Source organism: Paenibacillus marchantiae (genome assembly GCF_028771845.1).
Classification (GTDB): Bacteria; Bacillota; Bacilli; order Paenibacillales; family Paenibacillaceae; genus Paenibacillus; species Paenibacillus marchantiae.
In genome coordinates, this window is record NZ_CP118270.1 from 1,865,199 (window position 1) to 1,889,538 (window position 24,340).

Sequence of the window (24,340 nt, forward strand, 5' to 3'; positions counted from 1 at the left end):
GTCCCACATTTGCGAAAATGACAATATAAAGTTCGTGAAAGCGTTATCAGAAAGTGAAAGGTAACTCGTTCACACAACCATTTCAACATAAAAGGGGAGATTGGCATGGTGAAAAAGGCGATATTCCTGATAATGGCGGCATTGCTGGTATTAACAACGGCGTGCAGCAGCAGCGGTGAATCGGGCGGAACATCTGGGGATGGTTCGGTAACACTTCGTATCGCATGGTGGGGATCAGATGCACGTCATGAATACACACAGAAGGTCATTGACCTGTACAAAACGAAAAACCCGAATGTCAAAATTGACGTGGAATACGCCTCATTCGATGACTACTGGAAAAAGCTTGCTCCACAAGCGGCAGCGAATCAACTGCCGGACATTGTTCAGATGGATATTTCCTACATCAGCCAATATGCAAAGAACGGACAGCTCGAAGATCTGTCCCCGTATCTCGGAAACCAGATTAAAGTAGACGACGTATCCGAGAACGTAATCAGCACAGGCGTTATCAACGACAAACAATACGGAGTACCTGCTGGTGTTAACGTACTGGGTTTCCAGTATGATCCGGCTTTGCTCAAAAAAGCGGGTGTGGATTCCATTCCCGAAAATATGACTTGGGAATCGTATGAAGAGCTTGGCAAGCAAACGGCTGCCAAAGGACTCTTTTTGGATGGGGGCGTAGCGCCGGATATCTTCTTCCACTATTTCCTGCGGACCAAAGGACTGTCCCTCTACAATGCTGAAGGAACGGGTCTTGGCTATGATGACGACAAACTATTCGTTGAGTTCTTCGGACTCATGCGGCGGATGATTGAGCAGGGAGCTGCACCTTCACCGGATCTGGTTAACCAGACGAAAGGCATTATTGAGGAATCCGATCTGGTCAAGGAAAAAGGAATTGGCGTATGGCAATGGTCCAACCAGTTTGTGGCCTTGCAACAGGTAGCTAATCGTCCTTTGGAAATTGCACCAATGCCAGGACCGGATATGGAAAAAGGACTTTATATGCAGCCAAGTATGTACTGGGCTGTAACATCGAACTCGAAAGTGAAGGAAGAAGCGGCCAAATTCATTGATTTCTGGGTGAACGATGTGGAAGCTAACAAACTGATCAAAGGCGAGCGCGGTGTGCCGATTTCAGGCAAAATCAAAGAAGCTATCGCTCCTGAGTTGAGTGATGCAACGAAACAGGTATTTGACTTCGTAGCGTCCATGGAGCCTAAGGCTTCGCCAATGAGCTCACCACCACCGGTAGGTTCGCCGGAAGTCATTGCTTCTCTGGCGGATGTTGTGGAGGAACTGAACTTCGGTAAGGTTACACCGGAACAAGCAGCAGCGACATTCCGCAAAAATGCCGAAGCCGTTCTTGCCAACAATAAATAACAGTTGAATGATCGCTTGCTCATCCCATTACCGGGATGGACGGGAACAGGGCTACTCGCATACCGCGAGGGCCTTTCCCCGTCCAGTAGCTCGAAGCAAGGTCGCGGGAAGCAAGCAGATCAATAAAGGAGGTTTGTTCCGTTGAGGCAATATTCGTCGTTGCGTAGAAACCTAACTGGGTATGCTTTTATTAGTCCTTTTATCATCGGCTTTCTGGGCTTTACGCTTATTCCGATGTTTGTATCCCTATACATGTCGTTTACGAGTTATAACTTGTTCACTTCCCCACGGTGGATCGGGATGGACAACTATACCAAAATGTTCTTTGATGATCCGAAGTACTGGAATTCGGTTAAAGTAACGTTTCTGTACGTGTTCATTGGTGTACCTCTAAGGCTGGTCTTCGCACTTTTCGTAGCCATGATCCTGAATACGGGATCCCGTATGGTCGGAACGTATCGTACCTTGTACTACCTGCCATCCCTTATCGGTGGTAGTGTGGCTGTGTCGATTATGTGGCGTAACCTTTTCAGTAATGAAGGTGTCATCAACAGTGCATTAACGGCAATCGGAATTGGGCCAATCAGCTGGTTTGGTGATCCGAATGCGTCTCTGGTTATGCTGATCTCGTTATCTGTTTGGCAGTTTGGATCTTCCATGCTCATCTTCCTGGCCGGTCTGAAAAATATATCTCCCGAGATGTACGAAGCAGCAGGTGTGGATGGTGCCAACCCGGTACGTAAATTTTTTGGTATCACCTTACCGTTACTCAGTCCAATCATTCTGTTCAACCTGATTATGCAAACCATCGGTGCATTTATGACCTTCGTACCTGCATATATCATCTCTAAAGGCGAGGGCGGTCCAATGGACGGTACGATGCTTTACTCGCTGTATCTGTTCCGTCAGGCATTTATGTTTAACAACATGGGTTATGCTTCGGCCATGGCCTGGATCATGCTTATTATGATCGGTATACTCACAGTCGCGGTGTTCTTGACATCCAAGTTCTGGGTGTTTTATGAATCCGAAGGAGGGAAGTAACGATGGTTTGGAGAAATGTGAAATGGCCCATCTATCACCTGTTCGTTGCAGCTTTGGCCCTCCTGATGCTTTATCCCGTTCTGTGGATGCTTTTCAGCTCATTCAAAGAAAGTCGTACCATCTTCGTAACTGCCGAGTCCTTGTTCCCTACGGAATGGATCTGGAGTAACTACGCGGATGGCTGGAAAGGCGCAGGCGGAAGACCGTTTATGGATTACATCACCAACTCACTCGTTATTGTGGTCATCTCTACGATTGGTGCCGTGTTATCCTCATCGTTGATTGCCTTTGGTTTTGCCAGACTTAACTTCAAAGGACGTAACTTTTGGTTCTCCCTGATGATGTTAACACTTATGTTGCCGCATGACGTTGTACTCGTACCCCAATATATTATCTTCACGAAGCTTGGTTGGTTGAATACCATTCTACCGATAGTTGTACCTACGTTCTTCGGGATGCCGTTCTTTATCTTCCTGATGGTACAGTTCATTCGTACGATTCCGAAAGAGCTGGATGAGGCTGCTACCATTGATGGATGTAACAAGTTTAGACTGTATGTACAGATTATTATGCCACTCATCAAATCATCACTCGCAACGGCTGCGATCTTCTCCTTCTACTGGAGATGGGAGGATCTGCTCGGTCCAGTACTGTATCTCAACTCGCCGGATAAATATACGGTCTCCATGGCACTGAAAATGTTCCTGGACAGTGAGTCTGCCTCCAACTGGGGAGCGATGTTCGCGATGTCCATTGTGAGTCTCGTACCCGTTGTAGCCGTGTTCTTTATTTTCCAAAAACAAATTGTACAGGGCATGAGCACCAGCGGACTGAAAGGATAAACGATATTCACTGGATTCAAACCTGAATTGGATATTGAACAAGGAGGTTGTTCCTATTGAATAAGGCCCAGGGTAGTCAGGCTGTTGCCACGGAGGTAACAGCAGAGGGCGGTGAAGAGGCCGTTACCCACTGGAAGTTCAATTTTGGACCGGACTCTGGCAGTGCAGGTGAGGTTGAGGGTTATTTGAAAGTGTCTGCCAGCACTGCATATGAAGAACAGGGAGAATACGGTTTTGAATCCGGCTCCCTTGTGTATGAGAAACAACGGATAAGTGAAGACGAAGTATCGAATTCCAGTAGGGCAAACAACGGCAAACAAGGGCAGACCAATGTGTCTGCCCGATTGCGTTCAAGCTTTTGTATTCCGCTCAAGGCATCTTTCATCGTTGATGTACCTGATGGAACCTATCAAGTCTTGTTAATTGCAGGGGATGAATTGGCGGAGACGATCACCAGAATCAAAGCCGGAGAGGGCAGGCTGATGCTGCCAACCATTCGTACAGTTCCTGGGCAATGTGCAGAGGTTCGATTCTCGGTTGTGGTTCGTGGCGGAAAGCTCCGACTATCCTTCTCCGGTCCTGCGCCGCGGATTAATGCATTGGAGATCACGCTTGCCAATCAGACGATGACTGTATTTATCGCTGGTGATTCTACCGTGACGGATCAGCCGGAAAGTGGATATCCATACTGTGGCTGGGGCCAGCTGTTGCCTGCACAGTTCAAACATGATGTTGCTGTGGATAACCATGCCCAGTCTGGACGCAGCTCCCGCAGTTTCATCAATGAAGGCAGATTGGATGCCATTCTGGAGAAAATTAAGCCGGAAGACTTTCTGTTTATTCAATTTGGACATAACGATGAGAAGCCGGGCCCTGACCGGGGAACGGAGCCTTTCACAACATATAAGGAATATCTGAAAAAGTATATCGATGCCGCCCGCGAAGCTAAGGCGCGTCCGGTGCTCGTGACACCGGTGCATCGGCGTTACTTCGCTGATGATGGCACATTGACCGACACCCATGGCGATTATATCGTCGCCGTGCGTGAGCTGGCGGAAGAGGAAGGGGTGCCGCTGATCGACCTGGCTGAGCGAAGCCGTATCCTGTGCGAGCAAGCGGGCGTTGAAGGCAGCAAGGAGGATTTCATGTGGGTGCTGCCGGGTGAGTACGTGAACTTCCCAACAGGCGTGGAGGATAACACGCATTTTCAGGAGCGCGGTGCCCGTCGCCTCGCCATGCAGGTGGCGGAAGCCATCCGCGAGCTGCGACTGCAGCCGCTGCAAATGTATTTGAGGTAAGCAGCGGAGGAGGGCGGAATCGGAGCAGAGGGAGCGAAGCGTCCGCCTTTGGAGCGGGATTTCCCCTGCTGAGGGGGAATAAAAGAAATCCCGAGCCAACAGCGGCCCACAGCGGCCCACAGCGGCCCACAGCCCGATCTGCCCACCGAAGCGCCTGCCCCGCAAGCAGCCTTTTTATTAAGCGAGTTAACGAAGTAACGAGCAAGGTTGCTCTTAAGTTGCCCAGCGAACATAGCGAAGGCAATAAGCCTTTAAAAAGCAATGGCGAGCGTTGCAGCGGAGGAGGGCGGAATCGGAGCAGAGGGAGCGAAGCGTCCGCCTTTGGAGCGGGATTTCCCCTGCTGAGGGGGAATGAAAGAAATCCCGAGCCAACAGTGGCCCACAGCCCGATCCGCCCACCGAAGCTTCCGCCCCGCAAGCAGCCTTTTTATTAAGCGAGTTAACGAAGTAACGAGCAAGGTTGCTTTTAAGTTGCCCAGCGAACATAGCGAAGGCAATAAGCCTTTAAAAAGCAATAGCGAGCGTTGCAGCGGAGGAGGGCGGAATCGGAGCAGAGGGAGCGAAGCGTCCGCCTTTGGAGCGGGATTTCCCCTGCTGAGGGGGAATAAAAGAAATCCCGAGCCAACAGCGGCCAACAGCGGCCCACAGCGGCCCACAGCCCGATCTGCCCACCGAAGCGCCTGCCCCGCAAGCAGCCTTTTTATTAAGCGAGTTAACGAAGTAACGAGCAAGGTTGCTCTTAAGTTGCCCAGCGAACATAGCGAAGGCAATAAGCCTTTAAAAAGCAATGGCGAGCGTTGCAGCGGAGGAGGGCGGAATCGGAGCAGAGGGAGCGAAGCGTCCGCCTTTGGAGCGGGATTTCCCCTGCTGAGGGGGAATAAAAGAAATCCCGAGCCAACAGCGGCCAACAGCGGCCCACAGCGGCCCACAGCCCGATCTGCCCACCGAAGCGCCTGCCCCGCAAGCAGCCTTTTTATTAAGCGAGTTAACGAAGTAACGAGCAAGGTTGCTCTTAAGTTGCCCAGCGAACATAGCGAAGGCAATAAGCCTTTAAAAAGCAATGGCGAGCGTTGCAGCGGAGGAGGGCGGAATCGGAGCAGAGGGAGCGAAGCGTCCGCCTTTGGAGCGGGATTTCCCCTGCTGAGGGGGAATGAAAGAAATCCCGAGCCAACAGTGGCCCACAGCCCGATCCGCCCACCGAAGCTTCCGCCCCGCAAGCAGCCTTTTTATTAAGCGAGTTAACGAAGTAACGAGCAAGGTTGCTTTTAAGTTGCCCAGCGAACATAGCGAAGGCAATAAGCCTTTAAAAAGCAATAGCGAGCGTTGCAGCGGAGGAGGGCGGAATCGGAGCAGAGGGAGCGAAGCGTCCGCCTTTGGAGCGGGATTTCCCCTGCTGAGGGGGAATAAAAAAGAAATCCCGAGCCAACAGCGGCCCACAGCCCGATCCGCCCACCGAAGCGCCTGCCCCGCAAGCAGCCTTTTTATTAAGCGAGTTAACGAAGTAACGAGCAAGGTTGCTCTTAAGTTGCCCAGCGAACATATCGAAGGCAATAAGCCTTTAAAAAGCCATGGCGAGCGTTGCAGCGAAGGAGGGCGGAATCGGAGCAGAGGGAGCGAAGCGTCCGCCTTTGGAGCGGGATTTCCCCTGCTGAGGGGGGAATAAAAGAAATCCCGAGCCAACAGCGGCCCACAGCCCGATCCGTCCACCGAAGCGCCCGCACCGCGAGCCTTACGCGCGTTTAACTAATTATTGCATTAGCAAAGGAGGAATTATTAATGGCACAGGATCAGACGAACACTTCAGCACATAAAATATCTTCCACAGCGACAGGTCACACCTACTGGGTGATTCCCGATGGTTACATTCCACCGGACAGCTCGGGCTCACTGGAGAGTCACGAGAGCATCTGTGTGCTAAATACAGGCATAGTGGATGCACAGCTGCAAATAACGATCTATTTTGAAGATAGGGAACCGCTCGAAGACATCGTGGCTGAGGTACCTGCGCGGAGAACAAAGCATATTCGGACAGCGTCGTTGAGATCGGGTGAACAACTCATCCCTCCGGGAGTACCCTATGCCATTACCGTCTCTAGCAATGTTCCTGTTATCGTCCAGTACAGTCGTCTAGATACAACGCAGCCTGAACTGGCACTCATGAGTGTTATGGCGTTTCCACTGGGATAAGACGTTATGTTAATTATGAAATGAAGAGACGACCCGTAACCTTGCATGGACTGCAGGCTGCTGATCGTCTTTTTGCGTTACTCATCATATTTATACGTACTGGCATTGAGGATTTTCACATGAACCTCGACCTTACCGAGTTTAAACCCCTCAAGTGGGTTGGCCCGTTTATATACCGCCTGTCTCCATAGGGGGAGATCATGACGATATAGATGTTCCACAAAACCGTAGGAATCAATCTTGCGTGATTTGGTTTTCTCAAACGTATTGCGAATTTCGGACTCAATCTGTTTCTCCGCTTCCTTTTCCATAACATGGGGAGAGCGATGAGAGTTATGATCCTCGATGATGGCGCTTTTAACCGAAGTAACCAGGTCGAATGTAACGCCATTTCCTTCTTTCCTCGCCTTAATCGTGGTCTTTGGGTGATTAAGCCTAAGCGTCAGCTCCGGCGTTTTGCTCCCGTTGCTGTATACATACAACGGATATTGAAAGACGCGGTCATAATTCACGTATCGTGTTCCATCAGCGTCTTTACCCGTTAACCTGCCTTGACTTTTACCATTTGAAATGACGTAAAACCCATCCATCCTAATAAGCGGGGGGGCTTTTTCTCCGTTAAACCAGGTCTCATTCTGATTGGTAATGGAAGGCAAAAGAATAACTGAAGCAGGCTCCCGAAATCCGTCAAGGAGCTGATGAAGCCGGATGGGTTCATAACCGGAATGTTGCTTATACAGCTTCATCGGTTCAAACAGCTCTATGGTCTGGGCGGATTGGTTCAGCAGTGCAGAGGGAGCGAGTACATCTGTAATGTTACGCTCTGTACCGTAGAGCCATGGGGTATATCTCAGTTGGCCTGAATGCAACAGTGTATTAAAGACATCTTCCAGCCGTCCATTCAACACATTTTTGGATAAGACAATCGCTTTTACATGGGTCCATAACGTTTGTTGCTGAGAAGTTTGATATAGATCATCAATAGCCATACTCAGCGTAGAACCCTCACCCCGTCCGATCCAGATATCACTTGCTTGCCTTGAAGTGGGCCCTTCCTGCTTGGCAATACTGGAGAAATCAATGAGTTGGGCGTAAGCAACATATTGGTTGTCTACATAATCTATTCCTACAGCCGTGATAAAGTTAATACTCTGAACCTCTTTGGAATCCCAGCACCCGGTCAGCAGGATAAAGCAGCTTATTAACAAGCTAACTTTAGCCATCCATCTTGTCACGAGCCTTTCCTCCGGCGAGTGGAATCCTGTGTATGGAGTACAGCTGGGCGCTTGGTCCGTTTCATAGAAGGGGGCATGGATACGGCTTGGGTGAAGTCGCCGGGTATATAAGGTGAGACGGGTGACAGGTATGAGACGCCATAACACTCCAAGGATACGAGGTGCACCAGCAGACCCAGTAGTCCAATCATGAAACCGAATAACCCAAGAATGGAAGAAATGACTAGCATCCCAATCCGGACTTGAGCAGTAGCCCCACTAAGCACGGTATTCACCAAAATATAGCTGGAGATTACCGAAATAGCCACCGTGACAATGATCGTGGGGGAAGTAATTCCTGCTCGGATAGCTGCATCTCCGATAATAAGCCCACCTACGACGCTGACGGTTTGCCCCAAGGCTCGTGGGAGTCGGCGGCCGGCTTCATTAAATAGCTCGAACATAAATATCATTAAAAATGCTTCCAGCGTTACTGGCATAGGTAGACCCATCCGTGTACCCGAAATGGTTGCAAGCAGAGGCAAGGGGATCTGCTCCACGTTAAAACTAGTCAGGCCGATATAGAAGGCAGGAAAGAAGCAGGCAATCAGTAATCCGGAAATGCGCAAAATTCGCTCAAAAGTAACAATGAAAAAAGGGGTACTCTCGTCTTCCGGCGATTTTAACTGATTAAACAGAGTGGTTGGAGCGATAATGGCTACTGGTGAACCTTCAATGAGAACCGCAAATCGCCCATTTAAAAGGGAGTCCACGACATAATCGGGTCGCTCCGTATTATCCGTGAGTGGGAAGATGCTGCGAATTCCCCCCATAATGGCACGTTCCATAATAGAGGTACCAAGAATGCCATCGATTTCAATTTGGTCGAGATTTTGGCGTGCTTCTTTCAGAATATCCGGGTTAATGATGTCTTTGACGTATAACAGACCAATAGCGGTCTGGGTACGACCACCTTTGACATATTTCTCATAACACATGGAAGAGGTTTTCATTCGTTTGCGAATGAGGCCAATATTCACGGATAACTCCTCAGTGAACCCATCCCGAGGTCCTTTAATCGATGACTCGATCGCCGACTCCTCAGGGGTTCTTCCTGGTATACTCGCGATATCTAGACTGCAGGATTGATCACCATTTCCGAAAATGAGCAGTAATTGTCCGCTGAAAATCAGCAGATTTAAATTCTCTGTATCTGTGAGATCATCCACCGGATTCAATGTTAACCCCAATTCTTTGGGATGTGCTTCTTCTTCATGTAGAGAATGCTGTTCCAGCCGTGGGATAATAAACTGATTGATTTGTTTACCATCGACCAAACCGTCGCAATAGAGCATAATCACCGACATATCGGTTTCATCTTTGGCAGGAAAGCTTTGAATAACAACATCTGCGCAGGGACTGAACTGCTCTTCGAAAGAGGCAAGCAGCGTTTCATGGGACGTGGTGTCAATCGTTTGGTGCTCCATGATGTTTCCTCCTCTGATGGCGTGAACTGATGTATGCAACTGCTGTTGCAACCACCGCTAGTCCGCTCAGATACACGAGATTGAACGGGAATATGTATTGGACAAGCAGTTTTTCGAATGTCATATCATCCAGAGGATACAGCATGGTAAGAATAAAAAAGACGCCAAGAGTGGCACAACATATGATCCTTCTGGAGGCGCTCTTAATATTCCAAATTTCTACTACAATATACATGGCCAGACTAATCCGGGTAAAAGAACCGGCGAGCCACTGATAAATGGAAAAGAAATCAGTCTGGGCAATATATTTGCCCAAGGACGCAATTCGCCATTCTTCAAAGGCGGGATATCGCATTTTGGCAGCTTCAAAAGGGTCAAATTCCACGATCGCCCCAATGAGTGGGCCAAGTGTCAGCCCAAGGATAATGATCGCGAGCATCAGGTACTGCCATACACGTATCCGTTTGGAGAGGTGGGGCTGCAAGTACCAGATGAACAGCAACTCAAACATGCCTGCAAGACTGTAGACTGTGCCATGAAGTACGGGATGCCAGCCATGTTCAAGCACAGGCAGCAGACGACTGTAATCCTTGTACTGTGTATTGACGATAGCTACATAGAAGCCAAGCAGCACAACCAGGGGCAGGATCAAACCTGCTGTAAATGCCAGAGAGCGTATTCCTTTATAGGCCGCATAGGCACAGAGAGACATCAGAGCAATGCTTGTAACCAATATGGGCGTCTCCGTCAGGTAATTGGTTTTGGCCCAAGTGGTGGTATCATGCAGAGTGAAGTAGATCACGGACAGAAAAAAAGAGGCTGTTTCCCACCCGAAACAGCATGCCAAGAGGCTTGCCAAGATGGGAAGTCAGCCATTCATGCAAGGTTTGGTGCTGGAGAAAACGAGAGACATAGGCAAGCATTAGAGTGAATAAAAGATAAGGCCCTGCAGACAACAGAACGGATATCCATGCATCTCTTTTTGCCGAAGACAAAAGGGCAGGGATGATCAGGACGTGACTGATCAGGCCGACAGATAACATCATTAACATCATGGCTTGCAAAAAAGAAGGCTGTGTTGGTTTCATGCTGAGGGACCTCTTTTCCCAATATACTGTTCTCAGCAGTGTTAACGTGATCAAGCCTTCTCATACCGTCAGTCGAAATAACGTATCCCCATCGCTTCACGAACCTCAAGCATCGTCTCACGTGCAGCCTGACGGGCCTGGCGTGTGCCTTCCACGAGGATTTCTTTCACTTCATGTCCACGTTGTTCATAGTAATTTCGCCGTTCACGGAAAGGGGAGAGCAGTTCGTTAATTGCAGTGCCTGCAATCATCTTGCAATCCTTACAACCAATGGTGCCGTCACTACAGCTCGCATGAATCTCAGCGGCCTGATCCTTTCGAAACAGCTGGTGATAGGCAAATACCGGACAAATATCCGGATGTCCCGGGTCAGAACGATGAATGCGGGCAGGATCGGTTTTTGCCCTGGCCAGCTTGGCATACACATCATCAGGATGAGCATTCAACGAGATGGCATTGCCCATGCTTTTGCTCATTTTGCCCACGCCATCCAGTCCGCCCAGCCGTTCTCCGGTCAGAATACGTGGTTCAGGCAGAACGGGCGAATATAATTCATTGAACCGCCGGACCAGTTTCCGCGCTGTTTCGATATGTGGGATCTGGTCTTCCCCCGCTGGAACAAGGGTTGCTTTGCAGAACGCAATATCCGCAGCCTGACTGACAGGATAACCGAGAAATCCGTAATAGAGATCCTTATAGCCACGGTCACGCGCTTCGTTTTTAATCGTGGGATTATGCCGAAGACTGTTCACCGTGATAAACATGGAGAATATGACAGTCAGCTCGGCAATTTCCGGAATCATCGACTGGATGAACAGAGTGGCTTTATTGGGATCGATACCTACGGCAAGATAATCGAGTGTCACTTGGTGCACGCTGTCTGCAATAAGTCCCGGTTGATCATAGTGGGTCGTAAGCGCCTGTACATCAGCCAGTAAAATATACGTTTTGTACTCATCCTGCAATTGCACCCGACTGCGCAGGCTGCCAACGTAATGGCCGAGATGAAGCTGTCCGGTTGTCCGGTCTCCGGTTAAAATAATGTCTTTGTTCTTGTTCATGGTTCATTCTCCTTTGATGTTGTGATTTTTCGATCCTTAATTGCTGACGCCACCAGCCGTCTTCCACGACCATCACCTCCTTTCAGCCTGCAACAGTTTTGGGTACATACATAAATTAAAAAAGCCTCGTCCTTCATCCTGTTTCCCAGACGGGAACAGAATAGAAGGACGAGGCTTATGCTTCGCGGTGCCACCTTAATTGGCCGCTGGTTGCGGCCCACTTGAGGGATACGGATAAATATATGCAGGAAGCCCACATAATCCTTATCGATATCCTGTCCATGGATAACGGCTGAACATGCCGCCTTGCCTACTGACGATCCGCGCTCCTGAGTACAGGTGGCAGAAAGGGTTCAACTCGGAACTCCGAAGCCCATTTCCACATGACCGATACACCTGCTCACACCATCCGCCGGCTCTCTGAGGTATCCTGTCCTGTGTACTTCTCTTCATCATTGTTGATAACATCCGTTTATAATTTTTCACATTGTATCATGCTTTATCTGGATTGACCAGCTTGCGTTTTCTTCCGCTCATATTGGTGCCAAGTACACCTGCGATGATCAGCAAGGCTCCAACAAAGTGGTATCCATGGACAGGTTCATGCAATATCCAGGCTCCGCCAGCAATCGAAATGAGTGTGGACAAATTACTGAATACACTCATTTTGGAAGCTTCCAGATGAGTCAGGGCATAACTCGCCAGCAGCGTGGAGAACATGGTGGAGAGGACAGCCAGATAGGCCAGTGCTCCTAGGTAAGATGCATCTCCGAGTGGCTTCACATAATCCACCATGGTTCCGCTCGACGCGTGACGAATCAGGGAAGCTGCGTTGAAGACGATAAATCCAACCATCAGGGTCACCCAGGTCAATTCCATCGGTTTATATTTCTGCGCCAAGGGTCTTGCCAATACACCATAACCTGCAAAACACACCGTGGAGAGCAGCAGTAAAGCAATACCTTTAAAGTTGCCTGCCGACATCCCGCTCCCTTTCATCAAGAAAATAAAGATTACACCTGCCACGGACAACAGCAGGAACAGTTTTTGCAAAAGGGATGTACGTTCTTTTAGAAAGATAGAGGCCAACACAAGTGTGAATACGGGGGCCATCGCCTGGATAATCCCTGCTTCCGATGAGTTGGACGAGACTAACCCGAATGCCTGAAAGGCAAAGAACAAAACAGGAGAGAGCAGCCCTAGCGGAATGATACGCCACAGATCACGAAGGGTTAGCTTGATCTTGATCCATCCGAAAATGACAGGGATGCTGACTACGAGTAATGACAAAGCAAAACGATGTGCAAGTACATCAATTGGATGTGCCACACTCACCGTCATTTTGACAAATAAAAAGGATAAACCAATAATGGCTGCATATAAAACAGCTGCTACATATGCGTATCTTCTAGTCTGGCTATTGTTCATAGGTTTTCCTCCAATAATACGGTTTTTCTTTACTACTACAACCGCGCATATGTTGCTGCGTACGCTGTCTGACCTTATTCAATATACTGCCAGACCAATAGTGGTACAATAGACAAAAATGTTTATTGTACCGGTACACTTAAGGTAATGCTGAAGTCGGAGGAGTTGCAGAATCCAATGAGAAAATACGAAATCATCGCCGAATCACTTAAGCAATGGATTCAGGACCAATTGCGGCAGCAGAATAGTGGACAATGGCAGGACAAAGGAATCAAACTGCCGGCTGTGCGTGTTCTGGCTGAGCAGTATCAATGTAGTGTGAGTACAGCCATACGAGCGTATGAGTGGCTGGAAGAGCGGCATCTGGTCTACGCGGTGCCTCAGTCCGGATATTATGCGGTACAGAATGGAGCCGAAGTGGAGGATGGAGAGTGGCAGGGACCGCTGGATTTTGCCTCTGCAGCTCCTGATCCGCGTGTATTCCCTTATTCCGATTTTCGCCATTGTGTGGATCAGGCAATGGAGAAGAAACAGGCGGATTTGTTTTTGTATGGAACCGAGAGAGGCTTGCCTTCCTTGATTGAATTGTTGCAGAAGCAATTCGCCGATTATCAGGTGTTTGCCCGGAAGGAGCAGTTCTTTATTACTTCAGGGGTGCAGCAAGCTCTAGCTGTGCTGGCGTTAATGCCTTTTCCAAATGGGAAAAAGCAGGTAATGCTGGAACTGCCGGGTTATCATAATATGCCTTCGCTTCTACAAGGACTGAATGTCCCTATTGCAGGTGTCAGGCGCTCTCTGGAGGGCCTGGATTGGGACGCGCTCGAACGACAGTTCCGCGAAGGAGATATCAAATTTTTTTATGTTATGCCGCGTTTTCACAACCCGATTGGGACTTCCCTGACGGCAGCTGAGAAGAAAAAATTAATCCGCCTGGCGCAGCGTTATGATGTCTATCTGGTAGAGGATGATTTCTTGGCTGATTTGGAAGAGAACACGAAGCAGGACCCATTATGGTCCTATGATACAGAAGGGCGAGTCATTTATTTGAAAAGTTACTCCAAAATCCTGTTTCCCGGCCTGCGGATTGGCGTGGCTATTCTGCCTGTAAGTCTTACTGCATCGTTTAGTAAATACAAAAAAATGCTCGATATTGACACTGCAGTACTATCCCAGGCAGCACTTGAAGTCTACATCCGTAACGGGATGTTTGCCCACCATGGCAAAGTCATCCGCAGTCGTTATGCTGCCCGGATGAACAAGCTGTATCAACAGCTTAATGCTTACCCGGACTTTACTCCGTTTGTGAATGCACCACGCACAGGAGGGGAGCATACGGTTCTGCCACTGCCTAAGGATATGCCACTCAAGGTCTTGCTGTCCCGGTTGGAGCAACGGGGAGTGATTGCCGATACAACAGAACGATATTTTCCGGAGGGTGCACAGGAGGTACATCAGGATAAAATGCTGCGGTTAAACATATCCAATGTACCTAAGCAACGGATCAAGGAAGGGCTGAGGATTATCCGTGAGGAGATAATGAAACTGCAAAAGGCGTCCACACAAGCGGAATAATCGCTTGTGGGACGCCTTTATTTCATGTGATTAATTTAATTTCAGTGACATGCTATGCTGCGACATGTGAATTGTTAGATAACGGTTTACGCCTGAGCCATAGCTTTGAAGGAAGATTCTGCGGCTTCCAATGTTTCTTGAATATCCTTGTCCGTATGTGCAGTGGTCAGGAACCAGGCTTCATATTTGGAAGGAGCCAGATTAATGCCACGATTCAGCATATGACGGAAGAAGGAAGCGAACAGTTCCCCATCGGTATCCTGGGCTTGATCATAGTTCGTAATCGGATGGTCACAGAAGTGGGTGGAAAAGGCACCACGAATTCGGTTAATGGTTAACGCAATGCCATGACGATCCGCAGAAGCCTGAAGGCCTGTAGTCAGATCAATCGCAAGACGTTCCATCTCCGCATATACACCTTCGCCTTGCAGAACCTCCAGACAAGCGATACCCGCAGAGATAGACGCAGGGTTACCAGCCATCGTTCCGGCTTGATAGGCCGGGCCGAGTGGAGCAACCTGCTCCATAACCTGTTTACGACCGCCGTAAGCACCGATGGGCAGACCGCCGCCGATGATTTTGCCAAGTGCAGTCAGATCCGGTTCGATCTCCGCATGATTGTCCAGTCCCGCGTACGTCTGTGTGGAGCCATAGTGGAAACGGAAGGCTGTAATGACCTCGTCGTAAATAACGAGTGAGCCGTTATCCCGAGTCATGGCACAGAGTCCTTCCAAGAAGCCAGGTTCCGGCATAACCATACCGAAGTTGCCGACAATCGGTTCAACCATGACTGCAGCGACATCATCGCCCCAACGCTCCAGAGCTGCTTTCAGGCTGTCCAGATCGTTGAAAGGTACCGTGATGACTTCATGCGCAATGCTCGTTGGAATACCTGCACTATCCGGAATACCCAGCGTGGAAGGCCCCGAACCTGCTGCCACAAGGACCAGATCGGAGTGACCGTGATAACATCCGGCGAATTTCACGATTTTATTACGTTTGGTGTAGGCGCGGGCAACCCGGATGGTGGTCATGACCGCTTCTGTACCGGAGTTTACAAAACGAACCTTGTCCATTGAAGGAATGGCTTCCTTCAGCATTTTGGCGAGCTTGATCTCAAGTTCCGTAGGCGTACCGTACAGTACACCATTGGCTGCTGCCTCGGTAATCGCTTGGGTAATATGAGGGTGAGCATGTCCTGTAACAATTGGGCCGTACGCTGCGAGATAATCGATATAACGGTTGTCGTCGACATCCCAGAAGTGCGCACCTTGCGCCTTTTTCATAAAGACAGGTGCACCGCCACCCACCGCTTTGAATGAGCGGGAGGGACTGTTCACACCTCCTACAATATGTTGAAGTGCTTCTTCGTATAAAAGCTCGGAACGGGAACGTGATGGATTCATAAGATAACTTCCTTTCGTATTAGATAAACCAAACACAGCGAGAGGGCAGCATGTGGGCTGCCCTCTGCGTGTTGCACTTCATTACTGTGCGGGTTGCTTGGAGTTTTGTTCGTCACCACTTGCCGTTTTGTCTTCGGCTCCAGTAGTGCTGCCTTCCTCTTGAGCAGGAGGATGAATGATATCTTGAATATATTGCTTAAGTTTTTCTTCACTGGTTACCGTCAGCACCTCAGCTCCGCCCGGTGTACGCTCTTCCTTGAGCATTTTCATTGGCGGGATTTGCTCGCTGCCGTTCATGCTGCTCTGATATCCGAGTCCGCCCAGCTTCCACATGTCGGAGAGGGTCAGATTGGTATCTACATAAGGATTTACTTCTTCCAGAATGGAAGGCAGTTTGGCAATCGTTGTCGTTGACTGCATTTTCGCTGCTACAGCTTTCAGGAATTCGCGCTGCCGCTCGGAGCGGGCATAATCCGACATGGCGTCATGACGGAAGCGAACGTACATGAGAGCCGTATCGCCATCCAAATGCTGGTAGCCTTTTTTCAGATCAATATCGTATTCATTATTGTCCGCTTTACTTGTATAGTGCATGTCCTTCTCTACGTCAAAATCCACACCGCCAACGGCATCCACCAATTTGATGAATCCTTGGAAATCGGTATACACATAATACTGGACAGGGATACCCAGCAGGTCTCCAGCAGCTTTCATTGCTACGTTGGGACCATGGGTAATAGCAGTATTGATTCGTTCCTTGCCATATCCGTCAATGTTGACGTATGTGTCGCGCAGAATGGAGAATAGATTAATTTTTTTGGTGAGTGGGTCAAGCGAAACGACCATCATGCTGTCAGAACGAGGAACTTCCCCCTTCTCCAGCCCGCGGGCATCAACACCCATAACGAGAATATTAACCGTTTCGGTGCCTTCCCATTTCGGAGGATCCGGTGTACTTACTTTTTCAACATTTTCGATACCGGCAAACGGCGAATCATCGCCTTCCTTTTGCAAGCCATTCAACTGATTGAGAATAGAACCGAAATAAAATGCCGCAGCGCCTCCAACAATAAGCACGAAGGCGGCAAGAGAAATCCAAATGGTTCTCTTCGTCTTTCTGGTCATGCTAGCTCTCCTTTGTATTCAAAATAAATGAAGATGAGTCCAAATTGATTTAGCCCGGGCTTTCCGTACACGACATATCTGTGAGATACAACAGAGGACGCGGCCTCAGACTATTTTTTAAAGCTTGCTGAATTTTGACTGATACTATTATAATTTCTTTTTGGGCTACAAGCAATTTCAACAAAATCCAAGTGAGGTATAATCATGCTGGCGATTGATGTCAAAGATTTACGCAAGTCGTTTAGCGTCCAGAAAAGTCGAGGAGGGCTTAAGGGCGCATTTCAGGATCTGTTTGCACGTCAATACCAGGAGGTCTTGGCTGTAAATGATATTTCATTTCAAATTCCGCAAGGCGAAATATGCGGATATATTGGGGAGAACGGTGCGGGTAAATCAACAACGATTAAGATGTTGACCGGCATTTTGGTGCCTACTTCAGGGCAAATATCGGTTGGTGGATATGTTCCGTATCAGGAACGTGAGAAGTTTGTGCAGAATATTGGTGTCGTATTTGGTCAACGCAGCCAACTCTGGTGGGATATCGGTGTTATTGAGTCCTTCCATCTGCTGCGCAAGGTGTATCGAGTAGGTGAGGTCGATTTCCGCAAACGTCTGGATGAACTGGTTGAGCGGTTACAGCTTCAGGATTTGCTGAACCGTCCTGTTCGTAAGCTCAGTCTTGGACAGCGTATGCGCTGTGAGCTGGTCGCTGCGCTGCTGCACAATCCAGATATTGTTTTCCTGGATGAGCCTACCATTGGCCTGGATATTGTTGTGAAATCGGAAATCCGTGAATTTCTGAAAGACATGAATAAGGAACACGGAACAACCATTTTGCTGACAACCCACGATCTGCAGGACATCGAAGCTTTATGCTCTAGAGTTATTATGCTCGATGCGGGCAATATCATCTATGATGGCGGGTTGGATCATCTGAAATCCCAGTGGGGCAAGGAACGGGAGATCCGGTTCAAGTTTGGCACTGCTCATCCCATGGAACAAATGCTGGAGTGGACGGCTGCGCTCCCTGTTCGCTGGACGGTGGAGAATGAACTGTCCGCATCGGTCTGGATTCCACTTGAACTCAACGTGTCGGATGTGCTGGGACGCGTCGTTGGACAGGCAGATATTACCGATATTCAGATTATTGAGATTAACACGGATGAGATTGTGCGCAGTATTTACCAATCCGGTTCCGCCGAGCGTCCCGAGATTGTGGGAGCAAAGAACGAAGCGGTGGGTGTGTCCTAAGATGAATAGTGCATTCTTTGATTTTATGCGCATCCGGTTCCTGACGATGCTTGCATACCGGGTGAATTATTATTCCGGCATTTTGATATATACGCTGAATATCGGCGTGTATTACTTTACATGGCAAGCCATTTACGGCAGTAGTGGTGAACTGGGCGGTTTTACGGCAGCTCAGATGACGACATATGTGGCTGTATCGTGGATGGCGCGTGCGTTTTATTTTAACAACCTGGACCGGGAAATAGCCGCAGACATTCGGGATGGCTCCATTGCCATTCAATTCATAAGACCGATCAACTATGTCATGGTCAAAATGATGCAGGGTCTGGGCGAAGGTATTTTCCGTTTCCTGCTGCTTATGATTCCTGGAATGCTCATTGCGATTCTGTTGTTCCCGGTTGAACTTCCCACGGCGCCGTCCGCGTGGATTGGCTTTCTGGTCATGCTGTTCTTCAGTTTCCTCATTAATTCCCAGATTAATGTCATTACGGGGCTGGCCGCATTCTTTGTGGAAAACAATGAAGGCATGATGCGTATGAAACGTGTCGTGGTTGATCTGTTCTCAGGTCTGATCATTCCAATCAGCCTCTATCCGGGCTGGATGTCCGCAGTGATGAAAGTATTGCCTTTTCAGGCCATTACGTATCTACCCGGTTCGGTTTTCACAGGAAGAGTGGAGGGCACAGGCATCTGGAGCGTACTCGGCATTCAGGTGTTCTGGTTTGTCATACTGCTCATTCCGATGATGCTGATCTGGCGTCAGGCGCGCAAGCGTCTGTTCGTGCAAGGAGGATAACAGAGTGTACTATATGGGTCTGATCTGGGAATATTTAAAAAATTACATGAAAACACGTCTCACGTACCGCGCCGATTTTTGGGTCGAAATCCTTTCGGATTTGCTGTTCCAGGCAACCAATCTGATCTTTATCTTTGTGGTTTTCCGACATACGGATAATTTGGGCGGCTGGAGTGAGAGTGAAGTCCTTTTTGTTTATGGATATTTTATGGTGCCTTACGGCATCTTCAGTTGCTTTATCAATCTGTGGGGGTTCAGTGAACGGTATATTGTCAAAGGCGAGATGGATCGCATATTAACACGACCTGCGCATAACCTGTTCCAGATTTTACTCGAAAATGTGGACCCGCCTGCACTCGTTGGTTCGTTTATCGGTCTGATCATTATGGTCATCAGCGGTGCGGAGATGGGGCTTGTGCTGGAGTGGTGGCATATTCCGGCCCTCATTATTCTTACTATTAGTTCAGTGCTAATCTATGCAGGTATCTATATCACCTTGACGTCGTTGTCTTTTTATTCGGACGCGCCTACAGGCATTCTGCCATTAATGTACAACATTCAGGGATATGGACGCTATCCGGTAACCATCTATAACCGTGCGATTCAGGTCCTGTTAACGTGGGTCATTCCGTTTGCCTTCGTGGGCATCTATCCGGCAGCCCTGTTCCTGGAACGATCCGAAATGCATCGTATGGCGATGCTGACACCTGTGATGGGATTGGTGTTTGGCTCCATCGGCCTTCTGCTATGGAATTATGGCGTGAAGAAGTATCGAGGAGCAGGATCATAACAGAAGTCCTTTGTGAAAGGAAAGACGAGATAAAGGAGGAAATGAGATGACATTAACCGAAGGCAAGCTTGCACCAGACTTTGAACTTCCGTCCAGTACGGGAGAGACGGTGAAACTTTCCGATTATCGCGGACAGCGGGTGCTGATATATTTTTACCCGAAGGATATGACTTCTTCCTGCACACAGCAGGCATGTGATTTCCGTGATCGTCATGAGGAGTTCAAGGGATTAAATACAGTTATTCTGGGGATTAGTATTGATCCGATGAAGCAGCACGACAAATTCATTGCCAAATACGGCTTACCATTCATCCTGTTATCCGACGAAGAACATCAGGTTGCCGAACAATACGGCGTATGGCAGCTCAAAAAGATGTATGGCAAGGAATACATGGGGATGGTACGCTCCACGTTTCTTATTGATGAAGAGGGTATACTGCTGAAGTCGTGGTCTAAAGTGCGAGTCAAAGGGCATATTGAAGCAGCACTTGAGGCTTTGCAGCAACTTTAGGAAGGTAAACTCGTCTGTTCTCTATACAACAAAAAAATGTTCACTTCATAATAAAGGCTGTATTCGCGGGTTATACCGTGAATACAGCCTTTTTATGTGGGCAATCGTTCTGGATGGGACTGATTTTTTCTGTTCTTGCCAAAGCGAATGCGATGAACAAGTAAAAGCAACAGAGGAATAATAAAACTGCAAGTAATGTCCCAATCCACCCATGCAGGCATGATGGTTTCGATATAAAAAATGACATTGGGGGAGATCAGGATGGCCAATGCAAACATGAGCAAGGATGAAGGGAGAATGAGTGGTTTGTATGTTTTCAACTGAAACAGCTGAGCTAGTCCGATAACAAAAGCGAACATGTACAGCAGGCTTTTGAAATAGGTCGCAATTAACCAGGCAGTAGCCATGAAGGCTTCAATGCGCTCAAAGAAGTTACCGATATTAATTTTTTGAGACAGGGTGTACGAAATGAAAATATTATGCTGGGTTAGGAAAGGACCCACAACCATAAGGGAAAACAATAGCAATACACACAGGAGCAGACCTCCGCAGAAAGTGGCAAGCAACAAGTCTCGTTTAAGGTGCGGCCCTCGCATTACATAAGGAAGAATCATAGTAAGCACGAGCAGCTCCCCGAAGGCGGTAAAGGATCCGCGAATAACGGTTTCAATCAAATGAACCCGGCTGATGTTAAAGATAGGCTGCAGATGTGAGACATCTATTTTGGGCAGCAAACCCACGAACAGGAGAACCATAAAAACAAAAACAATAGGAGTCAATAGTTCACTGGTTGCTCCCATGGTTTGCAATCCTTTCATTAGGCCCCAGATCAGGGAACACATGAGCATAATCAAAATGACACGGATGGGGGTCTGGAGGTAGATTTGAGTCGTCATGAAGTCTCCAACTTCCCGGATACAGATGGCAGCGCCTATAGCGAAATAGAACAGGTAACCAGCAGACAAGACTGATCCAATCCATGGACCAAGCAATTTCTTGCAAATTTCGATTAAAGATAGTTCAGGGTAGGTTTGTTGTAGTTTGTACAAAATCCAAATGATAAATAGACCGATGGGCTGACTGAGGAAAGAGCATATCCATGCATCCTGTTTACCCAAGGTTGTGACCAACGAAGGATAGATCAGAATCATATCCCCAACCATGACAAGAAAGGTAAGCAGGGCAAATTGCCGAATGGTAATTTTATCTTTAATTATCATGGTCTCCAGCCTCCTTCCTGACATATTAGAACTCCAGCATTGCCTTATCCCGAAGGCTTGTTTTTCCAACCCTTTTTGAACATATGCACCAACAGTAACAGCCCTGGCAATATAATGCTCAATGTGGTATCCCAATCTACCCAATATGGAACGACGGTAATGACGATGAAGGTCAAATTGGGCGAGACCAGATTGGCAAGGCCAAATATAAGCAATGTTGCAGGTAGGATGAGTATCCGATACTGTTTGAGCCTAAATAGTTCGGCGCATCCGAGGATAAATGCGTACATATACACCATCGCTTTAACATACGTGGAGATGAGCCAGGAAGAAGCCATAATGGCTTCAATACGCTCAAAAAAGCCACCAATGCTAATCTTCTGAGATAAAATAAAGGAAGCATAGATGTTGTGCTGTGTAAGGAAAGCACCTAGAACAAGCAGAGAGATGGTAACCAATATAGCCAGCAACAAGTTGCCAAGTCCTGCCGCCATAAGAACATCCCGAGTTCGGTGAGCCTGTTTTAGCGTGTAGGGAATAATCATCATAATGGGGACCAGTTCACCTACGGGATATATGATACTTATGAGAATACCCTGCAGGATGGGAACAACGCCAGTATCTGTAGCAGGCTTTAAATTGCTGGGATCAATCTGAGGTAGTAGACAGAATGCAAGCACAAGAATAAACACGATAAGGATAGGCATCAGCAATTCACTGCTTCTCCCCATCGTCTCCAGACCATGATATAACCCCCAGCCAACTGTAATAACAAACATCAGAATGATGACTCGAATCGGGGTGTACTGAAAGATTTGGGAAGTTAGGAAATCTCCGACCTCTCGGGTGTGCGTAGAGGCACCTATTACAAAAAAGAATAGGTAAAATGCGGATACAAGACTGCCTGGCCAAAATCCCAGAATGCTCCGTGAAATCTGTATCAGATTTTCCTCCGGATACAGACTGCACAGCTTTAAAAACATGAGCGTGAGGGCCATTCCCAACGGAACCCCGACAAGAGCGCATATCCAGGCATCTTGTTTGGCATAGGATGTGATGACCGAGGGATAGATGAGCATCATATCCCCGACCACCATCATAAAAATGAGGATGGACAATTGTCTTGTTCCGATGCGACCCTGTTCAAGCATAATGTCCCCTCCTTTTTTCCTTAAGTTCCAGTCAAGTGTGCCAGAAATTGATTTACAGGTTCATAGATCCATATGATGAGATAAAGTGGGCTTGGGATTTCCCACAGGTTGGCCGCAAAGACACTGAGAATGGTAGCCAAGAGCAGTAAGACACTGTAAACAGCCAATTCTTTCCATTCCTTGCTACGTATGAGCCCCGGCAGATCGAACCACCCAATGACCCCTGCGGTCACAATGACACTAAGTGTAATTAACACCTGTCTCACTCCCTAATTTGATCTTTGAACGAATCATCCAGTGTACCTACACGTTTGATTTGAACATTGACATCGTAATGAACATCCAGATTTTCCAAATAACTATCCCAATCTTTCTCCACCTTTTTGAAGAACTTGGGATCAGCATGGTAGACCTCTTGCCCGAATCCGAAAATATCAACGTGAAACTTGCGCTGTACCGATTTGATGGATTTTTGCATCAGTTCTACAAGCCGTTCCTCACTGTCCTGTTCCAATTCCTTGAGTACTTTCATTGAACCGATTTTGATTCCACATTCAACGGCACCTATGGAAGATACATTTTTGATTTTAATATTGATTAAAGGGTGATCTGCTACGACTTTTGCTTTCCGTTTGGTCGTTGTACGAAGTGTTTTGAAGGTCACATATCCTTCTTTTCGGCAGGGAAGATGGCTGATGGTGGATACCACATTGTTTCGAATGTAGTTATATCCCTTGGATTCATCCTCGGTTAGCCACCCAATCAGCTTGTCTCCCTTGAATACAGACAGTCCTGTTGAGTTGAGGCTAGCAGGAGCTTTAATGGTCGCAATGTTAGCTTGACTTCCACTTTTCTCAGGTTGACCAACAACCTCCACTCCGGTAATTACAGGCTGTATTCCAGGAGCCAAAATGTATTCCATTAACTGATCCCCAGTTACGGTTGTTGTGGGTGACCAAGTCTTGGTGGATACATCCAATGAATTGAACATCTTCTCCGCAGGTAAATTTTCAAGTGGTGTCAGCACATCTAGCACCTTGGAAGCTGTTGTATTTCGTGCAACCATGACGTAATAGTCAGGACGAACCGTAGGCTCGCGCATTAATGCTTCTGTGATATCATAAATGCCCACTTTGCGAGCATACTCTTCGCCAATGACCATCACGCGGATATGTGCCATGAATATACGACGTGGGCTAGATTCCGTTAACTTTTGAATGGCTTCAAACAAGGTAGGCGCAGAAGCCTGATACTGAGTCACAGGCGTTCCTTTACCTCCTCCTGACTTGGAGGATACTTCATTGGGAACAACCACTTGAGCACTAACCTTAATCATATCGCCATCCTTGTCTACACCAAGACCCAGCATGATGCCAAGCTCATTGAGTTCCTGTCGATCCCAGCATCCGGTAAGGAGAGGGAGCAGAACGGCAAAAGATAGAATCAATTGTAGGCATTTGTTCATACACGTTCTCCTTAC

General features: G+C 48.0%; 24 protein-coding genes and 1 other annotated feature. Of the genes, 10 read left to right on the plus strand and 14 right to left on the minus strand.

Going from position 1 to position 24,340, the window contains the following annotated elements:
• Positions 1-105 precede the first annotated feature (105 nt).
• From PTQ21_RS08605 to PTQ21_RS08620, 4 genes are all read left to right on the plus strand, one after another.
• Positions 106-1,389, plus strand: coding sequence for an ABC transporter substrate-binding protein (locus PTQ21_RS08605; protein WP_274569506.1), 1,284 nt, complete (start codon positions 106-108; stop codon positions 1,387-1,389).
• A gap of 141 nt (positions 1,390-1,530) precedes the next feature.
• Positions 1,531-2,433: a carbohydrate ABC transporter permease gene (locus PTQ21_RS08610; RefSeq protein WP_274569507.1), complete on the plus strand. Its 903-nt coding sequence runs from the start codon at positions 1,531-1,533 to the stop codon at positions 2,431-2,433.
• 2 nt (positions 2,434-2,435) lie between these two features.
• Positions 2,436-3,275, plus strand: a complete 840-nt coding sequence (locus PTQ21_RS08615; RefSeq protein ID WP_024633028.1) for a carbohydrate ABC transporter permease — start codon at positions 2,436-2,438, stop codon at positions 3,273-3,275.
• A gap of 185 nt (positions 3,276-3,460) precedes the next feature.
• Positions 3,461-4,573, plus strand: a complete 1,113-nt coding sequence (locus PTQ21_RS08620) for a rhamnogalacturonan acetylesterase (protein WP_420800374.1) — start codon at positions 3,461-3,463, stop codon at positions 4,571-4,573.
• A 251-nt stretch (positions 4,574-4,824) separates the two neighbouring features.
• Here PTQ21_RS08620 and PTQ21_RS08625 read toward each other — a convergent pair whose 3' ends face one another.
• On the minus strand, positions 4,825-5,634 hold the full coding sequence (locus PTQ21_RS08625) for a hypothetical protein (protein WP_274569509.1): 810 nt from the start codon (positions 5,632-5,634) through the stop codon (positions 4,825-4,827).
• Between the two features lie 242 nt (positions 5,635-5,876).
• Positions 5,877-6,113 (minus strand): hypothetical protein, encoded by a 237-nt coding sequence (locus PTQ21_RS08630; protein ID WP_139295704.1) that lies wholly within the window; start codon positions 6,111-6,113, stop codon positions 5,877-5,879.
• Positions 6,114-6,349: 236 nt separating this feature from the next.
• Here PTQ21_RS08630 and PTQ21_RS08635 point away from each other — a divergent pair, with 236 nt between their 5' ends.
• Positions 6,350-6,760 carry a sensory rhodopsin transducer gene (locus PTQ21_RS08635; RefSeq protein WP_274569512.1) on the plus strand — a complete coding sequence of 137 codons (411 nt, stop codon included), beginning with the start codon at positions 6,350-6,352 and terminating at the stop codon, positions 6,758-6,760.
• Between the two features lie 77 nt (positions 6,761-6,837).
• Here the strand turns inward: PTQ21_RS08635 and PTQ21_RS08640 are convergent, their stop codons facing one another.
• The 6 genes from PTQ21_RS08640 to PTQ21_RS08665 all read right to left on the minus strand — a co-directional run bounded on the left by PTQ21_RS08640 (position 6,838) and on the right by PTQ21_RS08665 (position 13,038).
• Complete coding sequence (locus PTQ21_RS08640; protein WP_274569513.1) at positions 6,838-7,983, minus strand: Ger(x)C family spore germination protein; 1,146 nt, start codon at positions 7,981-7,983, stop codon at positions 6,838-6,840.
• Positions 7,984-7,991: 8 nt separating this feature from the next.
• The gene (locus tag PTQ21_RS08645; protein WP_063568160.1) at positions 7,992-9,461 is read right to left on the minus strand and encodes a spore germination protein; all 1,470 of its coding nucleotides are present in this window, start codon (positions 9,459-9,461) and stop codon (positions 7,992-7,994) included.
• Positions 9,442-10,263, minus strand: coding sequence for an endospore germination permease (locus tag PTQ21_RS08650; RefSeq protein WP_274569515.1), 822 nt, complete (start codon positions 10,261-10,263; stop codon positions 9,442-9,444). Before PTQ21_RS08650 ends, PTQ21_RS08645 begins: the two co-directional genes overlap by 20 nt.
• Positions 10,241-10,549 (minus strand): GerAB/ArcD/ProY family transporter, encoded by a 309-nt coding sequence (locus PTQ21_RS08655; RefSeq protein WP_274569517.1) that lies wholly within the window; start codon positions 10,547-10,549, stop codon positions 10,241-10,243. The genes PTQ21_RS08650 and PTQ21_RS08655 overlap by 23 nt, the downstream gene beginning before the upstream one ends.
• A gap of 68 nt (positions 10,550-10,617) precedes the next feature.
• Complete coding sequence (trpS, locus tag PTQ21_RS08660; RefSeq protein WP_072734832.1) at positions 10,618-11,610, minus strand: tryptophan--tRNA ligase; 993 nt, start codon at positions 11,608-11,610, stop codon at positions 10,618-10,620.
• Positions 11,611-11,771: 161 nt separating this feature from the next.
• Positions 11,772-12,075: a binding site (T-box leader), on the minus strand.
• A 27-nt stretch (positions 12,076-12,102) separates the two neighbouring features.
• A complete protein-coding gene (locus PTQ21_RS08665; protein ID WP_274569518.1) occupies positions 12,103-13,038 on the minus strand; it encodes a DMT family transporter in 936 nt (311 codons plus the stop codon).
• Between the two features lie 177 nt (positions 13,039-13,215).
• Between PTQ21_RS08665 and PTQ21_RS08670 the strand changes: the two genes are divergently transcribed.
• The gene (locus PTQ21_RS08670) at positions 13,216-14,610 is read left to right on the plus strand and encodes an aminotransferase-like domain-containing protein (RefSeq protein WP_274569520.1); all 1,395 of its coding nucleotides are present in this window, start codon (positions 13,216-13,218) and stop codon (positions 14,608-14,610) included.
• An 86-nt stretch (positions 14,611-14,696) separates the two neighbouring features.
• Here the strand turns inward: PTQ21_RS08670 and PTQ21_RS08675 are convergent, their stop codons facing one another.
• The gene (locus PTQ21_RS08675; protein WP_072734830.1) at positions 14,697-16,016 is read right to left on the minus strand and encodes a glutamate-1-semialdehyde 2,1-aminomutase; all 1,320 of its coding nucleotides are present in this window, start codon (positions 16,014-16,016) and stop codon (positions 14,697-14,699) included.
• Between the two features lie 81 nt (positions 16,017-16,097).
• Positions 16,098-17,141, minus strand: a complete 1,044-nt coding sequence (locus PTQ21_RS08680; RefSeq protein WP_090810371.1) for an LCP family protein — start codon at positions 17,139-17,141, stop codon at positions 16,098-16,100.
• Between the two features lie 204 nt (positions 17,142-17,345).
• Here PTQ21_RS08680 and PTQ21_RS08685 point away from each other — a divergent pair, with 204 nt between their 5' ends.
• The 4 genes from PTQ21_RS08685 to bcp are packed head-to-tail and all read left to right on the plus strand — an operon-like array spanning position 17,346 to position 20,489.
• The gene (locus PTQ21_RS08685; protein WP_063568167.1) at positions 17,346-18,392 is read left to right on the plus strand and encodes an ABC transporter ATP-binding protein; all 1,047 of its coding nucleotides are present in this window, start codon (positions 17,346-17,348) and stop codon (positions 18,390-18,392) included.
• Position 18,393: 1 nt separating this feature from the next.
• Complete coding sequence (locus PTQ21_RS08690) at positions 18,394-19,188, plus strand: ABC transporter permease (protein ID WP_053779604.1); 795 nt, start codon at positions 18,394-18,396, stop codon at positions 19,186-19,188.
• Between the two features lie 13 nt (positions 19,189-19,201).
• Positions 19,202-19,978, plus strand: coding sequence for an ABC transporter permease (locus PTQ21_RS08695; protein ID WP_170867911.1), 777 nt, complete (start codon positions 19,202-19,204; stop codon positions 19,976-19,978).
• Positions 19,979-20,024: 46 nt separating this feature from the next.
• Entirely contained in the window at positions 20,025-20,489 is a 465-nt protein-coding gene (gene bcp, locus PTQ21_RS08700) for a thioredoxin-dependent thiol peroxidase (protein ID WP_063568169.1), read from the plus strand.
• A gap of 92 nt (positions 20,490-20,581) precedes the next feature.
• Here bcp and PTQ21_RS08705 read toward each other — a convergent pair whose 3' ends face one another.
• The 4 genes from PTQ21_RS08705 to PTQ21_RS08720 are packed head-to-tail and all read right to left on the minus strand — an operon-like array spanning position 20,582 to position 24,325.
• Positions 20,582-21,709, minus strand: coding sequence for a GerAB/ArcD/ProY family transporter (locus tag PTQ21_RS08705; RefSeq protein WP_072734827.1), 1,128 nt, complete (start codon positions 21,707-21,709; stop codon positions 20,582-20,584).
• A 44-nt stretch (positions 21,710-21,753) separates the two neighbouring features.
• Entirely contained in the window at positions 21,754-22,860 is a 1,107-nt protein-coding gene (locus PTQ21_RS08710; RefSeq protein WP_063568171.1) for a GerAB/ArcD/ProY family transporter, read from the minus strand.
• Between the two features lie 20 nt (positions 22,861-22,880).
• Complete coding sequence (locus PTQ21_RS08715; protein ID WP_063568172.1) at positions 22,881-23,117, minus strand: hypothetical protein; 237 nt, start codon at positions 23,115-23,117, stop codon at positions 22,881-22,883.
• 5 nt (positions 23,118-23,122) lie between these two features.
• The gene (locus PTQ21_RS08720; protein WP_072734826.1) at positions 23,123-24,325 is read right to left on the minus strand and encodes a Ger(x)C family spore germination protein; all 1,203 of its coding nucleotides are present in this window, start codon (positions 24,323-24,325) and stop codon (positions 23,123-23,125) included.
• Between the last annotated feature and the right edge of the window lie 15 nt (positions 24,326-24,340).

Coding starts and splice junctions, on each gene's coding strand:
- PTQ21_RS08615 (WP_024633028.1), top strand. CDS start 2,436: ATGGTTTGGAGAAATGTGAAATGGCCCATCTATCACCTGTTCGTTGCA.
- PTQ21_RS08635 (WP_274569512.1), top strand. CDS start 6,350: ATGGCACAGGATCAGACGAACACTTCAGCACATAAAATATCTTCCACA.
- PTQ21_RS08680 (WP_090810371.1), bottom strand. CDS start 17,141: ATGACCAGAAAGACGAAGAGAACCATTTGGATTTCTCTTGCCGCCTTC.
- PTQ21_RS08710 (WP_063568171.1), bottom strand. CDS start 22,860: ATGCTTGAACAGGGTCGCATCGGAACAAGACAATTGTCCATCCTCATT.
- trpS (WP_072734832.1), bottom strand. CDS start 11,610: ATGAACAAGAACAAAGACATTATTTTAACCGGAGACCGGACAACCGGA.
- PTQ21_RS08690 (WP_053779604.1), top strand. CDS start 18,394: ATGAATAGTGCATTCTTTGATTTTATGCGCATCCGGTTCCTGACGATG.
- PTQ21_RS08645 (WP_063568160.1), bottom strand. CDS start 9,461: ATGGAGCACCAAACGATTGACACCACGTCCCATGAAACGCTGCTTGCC.
- PTQ21_RS08695 (WP_170867911.1), top strand. CDS start 19,202: ATGGGTCTGATCTGGGAATATTTAAAAAATTACATGAAAACACGTCTC.
- PTQ21_RS08670 (WP_274569520.1), top strand. CDS start 13,216: ATGAGAAAATACGAAATCATCGCCGAATCACTTAAGCAATGGATTCAG.
- PTQ21_RS08720 (WP_072734826.1), bottom strand. CDS start 24,325: ATGAACAAATGCCTACAATTGATTCTATCTTTTGCCGTTCTGCTCCCT.
- PTQ21_RS08685 (WP_063568167.1), top strand. CDS start 17,346: ATGCTGGCGATTGATGTCAAAGATTTACGCAAGTCGTTTAGCGTCCAG.
- PTQ21_RS08630 (WP_139295704.1), bottom strand. CDS start 6,113: ATGTTCGCTGGGCAACTTAAGAGCAACCTTGCTCGTTACTTCGTTAAC.
- PTQ21_RS08665 (WP_274569518.1), bottom strand. CDS start 13,038: ATGAACAATAGCCAGACTAGAAGATACGCATATGTAGCAGCTGTTTTA.
- PTQ21_RS08675 (WP_072734830.1), bottom strand. CDS start 16,016: ATGAATCCATCACGTTCCCGTTCCGAGCTTTTATACGAAGAAGCACTT.
- PTQ21_RS08640 (WP_274569513.1), bottom strand. CDS start 7,983: ATGGCTAAAGTTAGCTTGTTAATAAGCTGCTTTATCCTGCTGACCGGG.
- PTQ21_RS08655 (WP_274569517.1), bottom strand. CDS start 10,549: ATGAAACCAACACAGCCTTCTTTTTTGCAAGCCATGATGTTAATGATG.
- bcp (WP_063568169.1), top strand. CDS start 20,025: ATGACATTAACCGAAGGCAAGCTTGCACCAGACTTTGAACTTCCGTCC.
- PTQ21_RS08705 (WP_072734827.1), bottom strand. CDS start 21,709: ATGATAATTAAAGATAAAATTACCATTCGGCAATTTGCCCTGCTTACC.
- PTQ21_RS08605 (WP_274569506.1), top strand. CDS start 106: ATGGTGAAAAAGGCGATATTCCTGATAATGGCGGCATTGCTGGTATTA.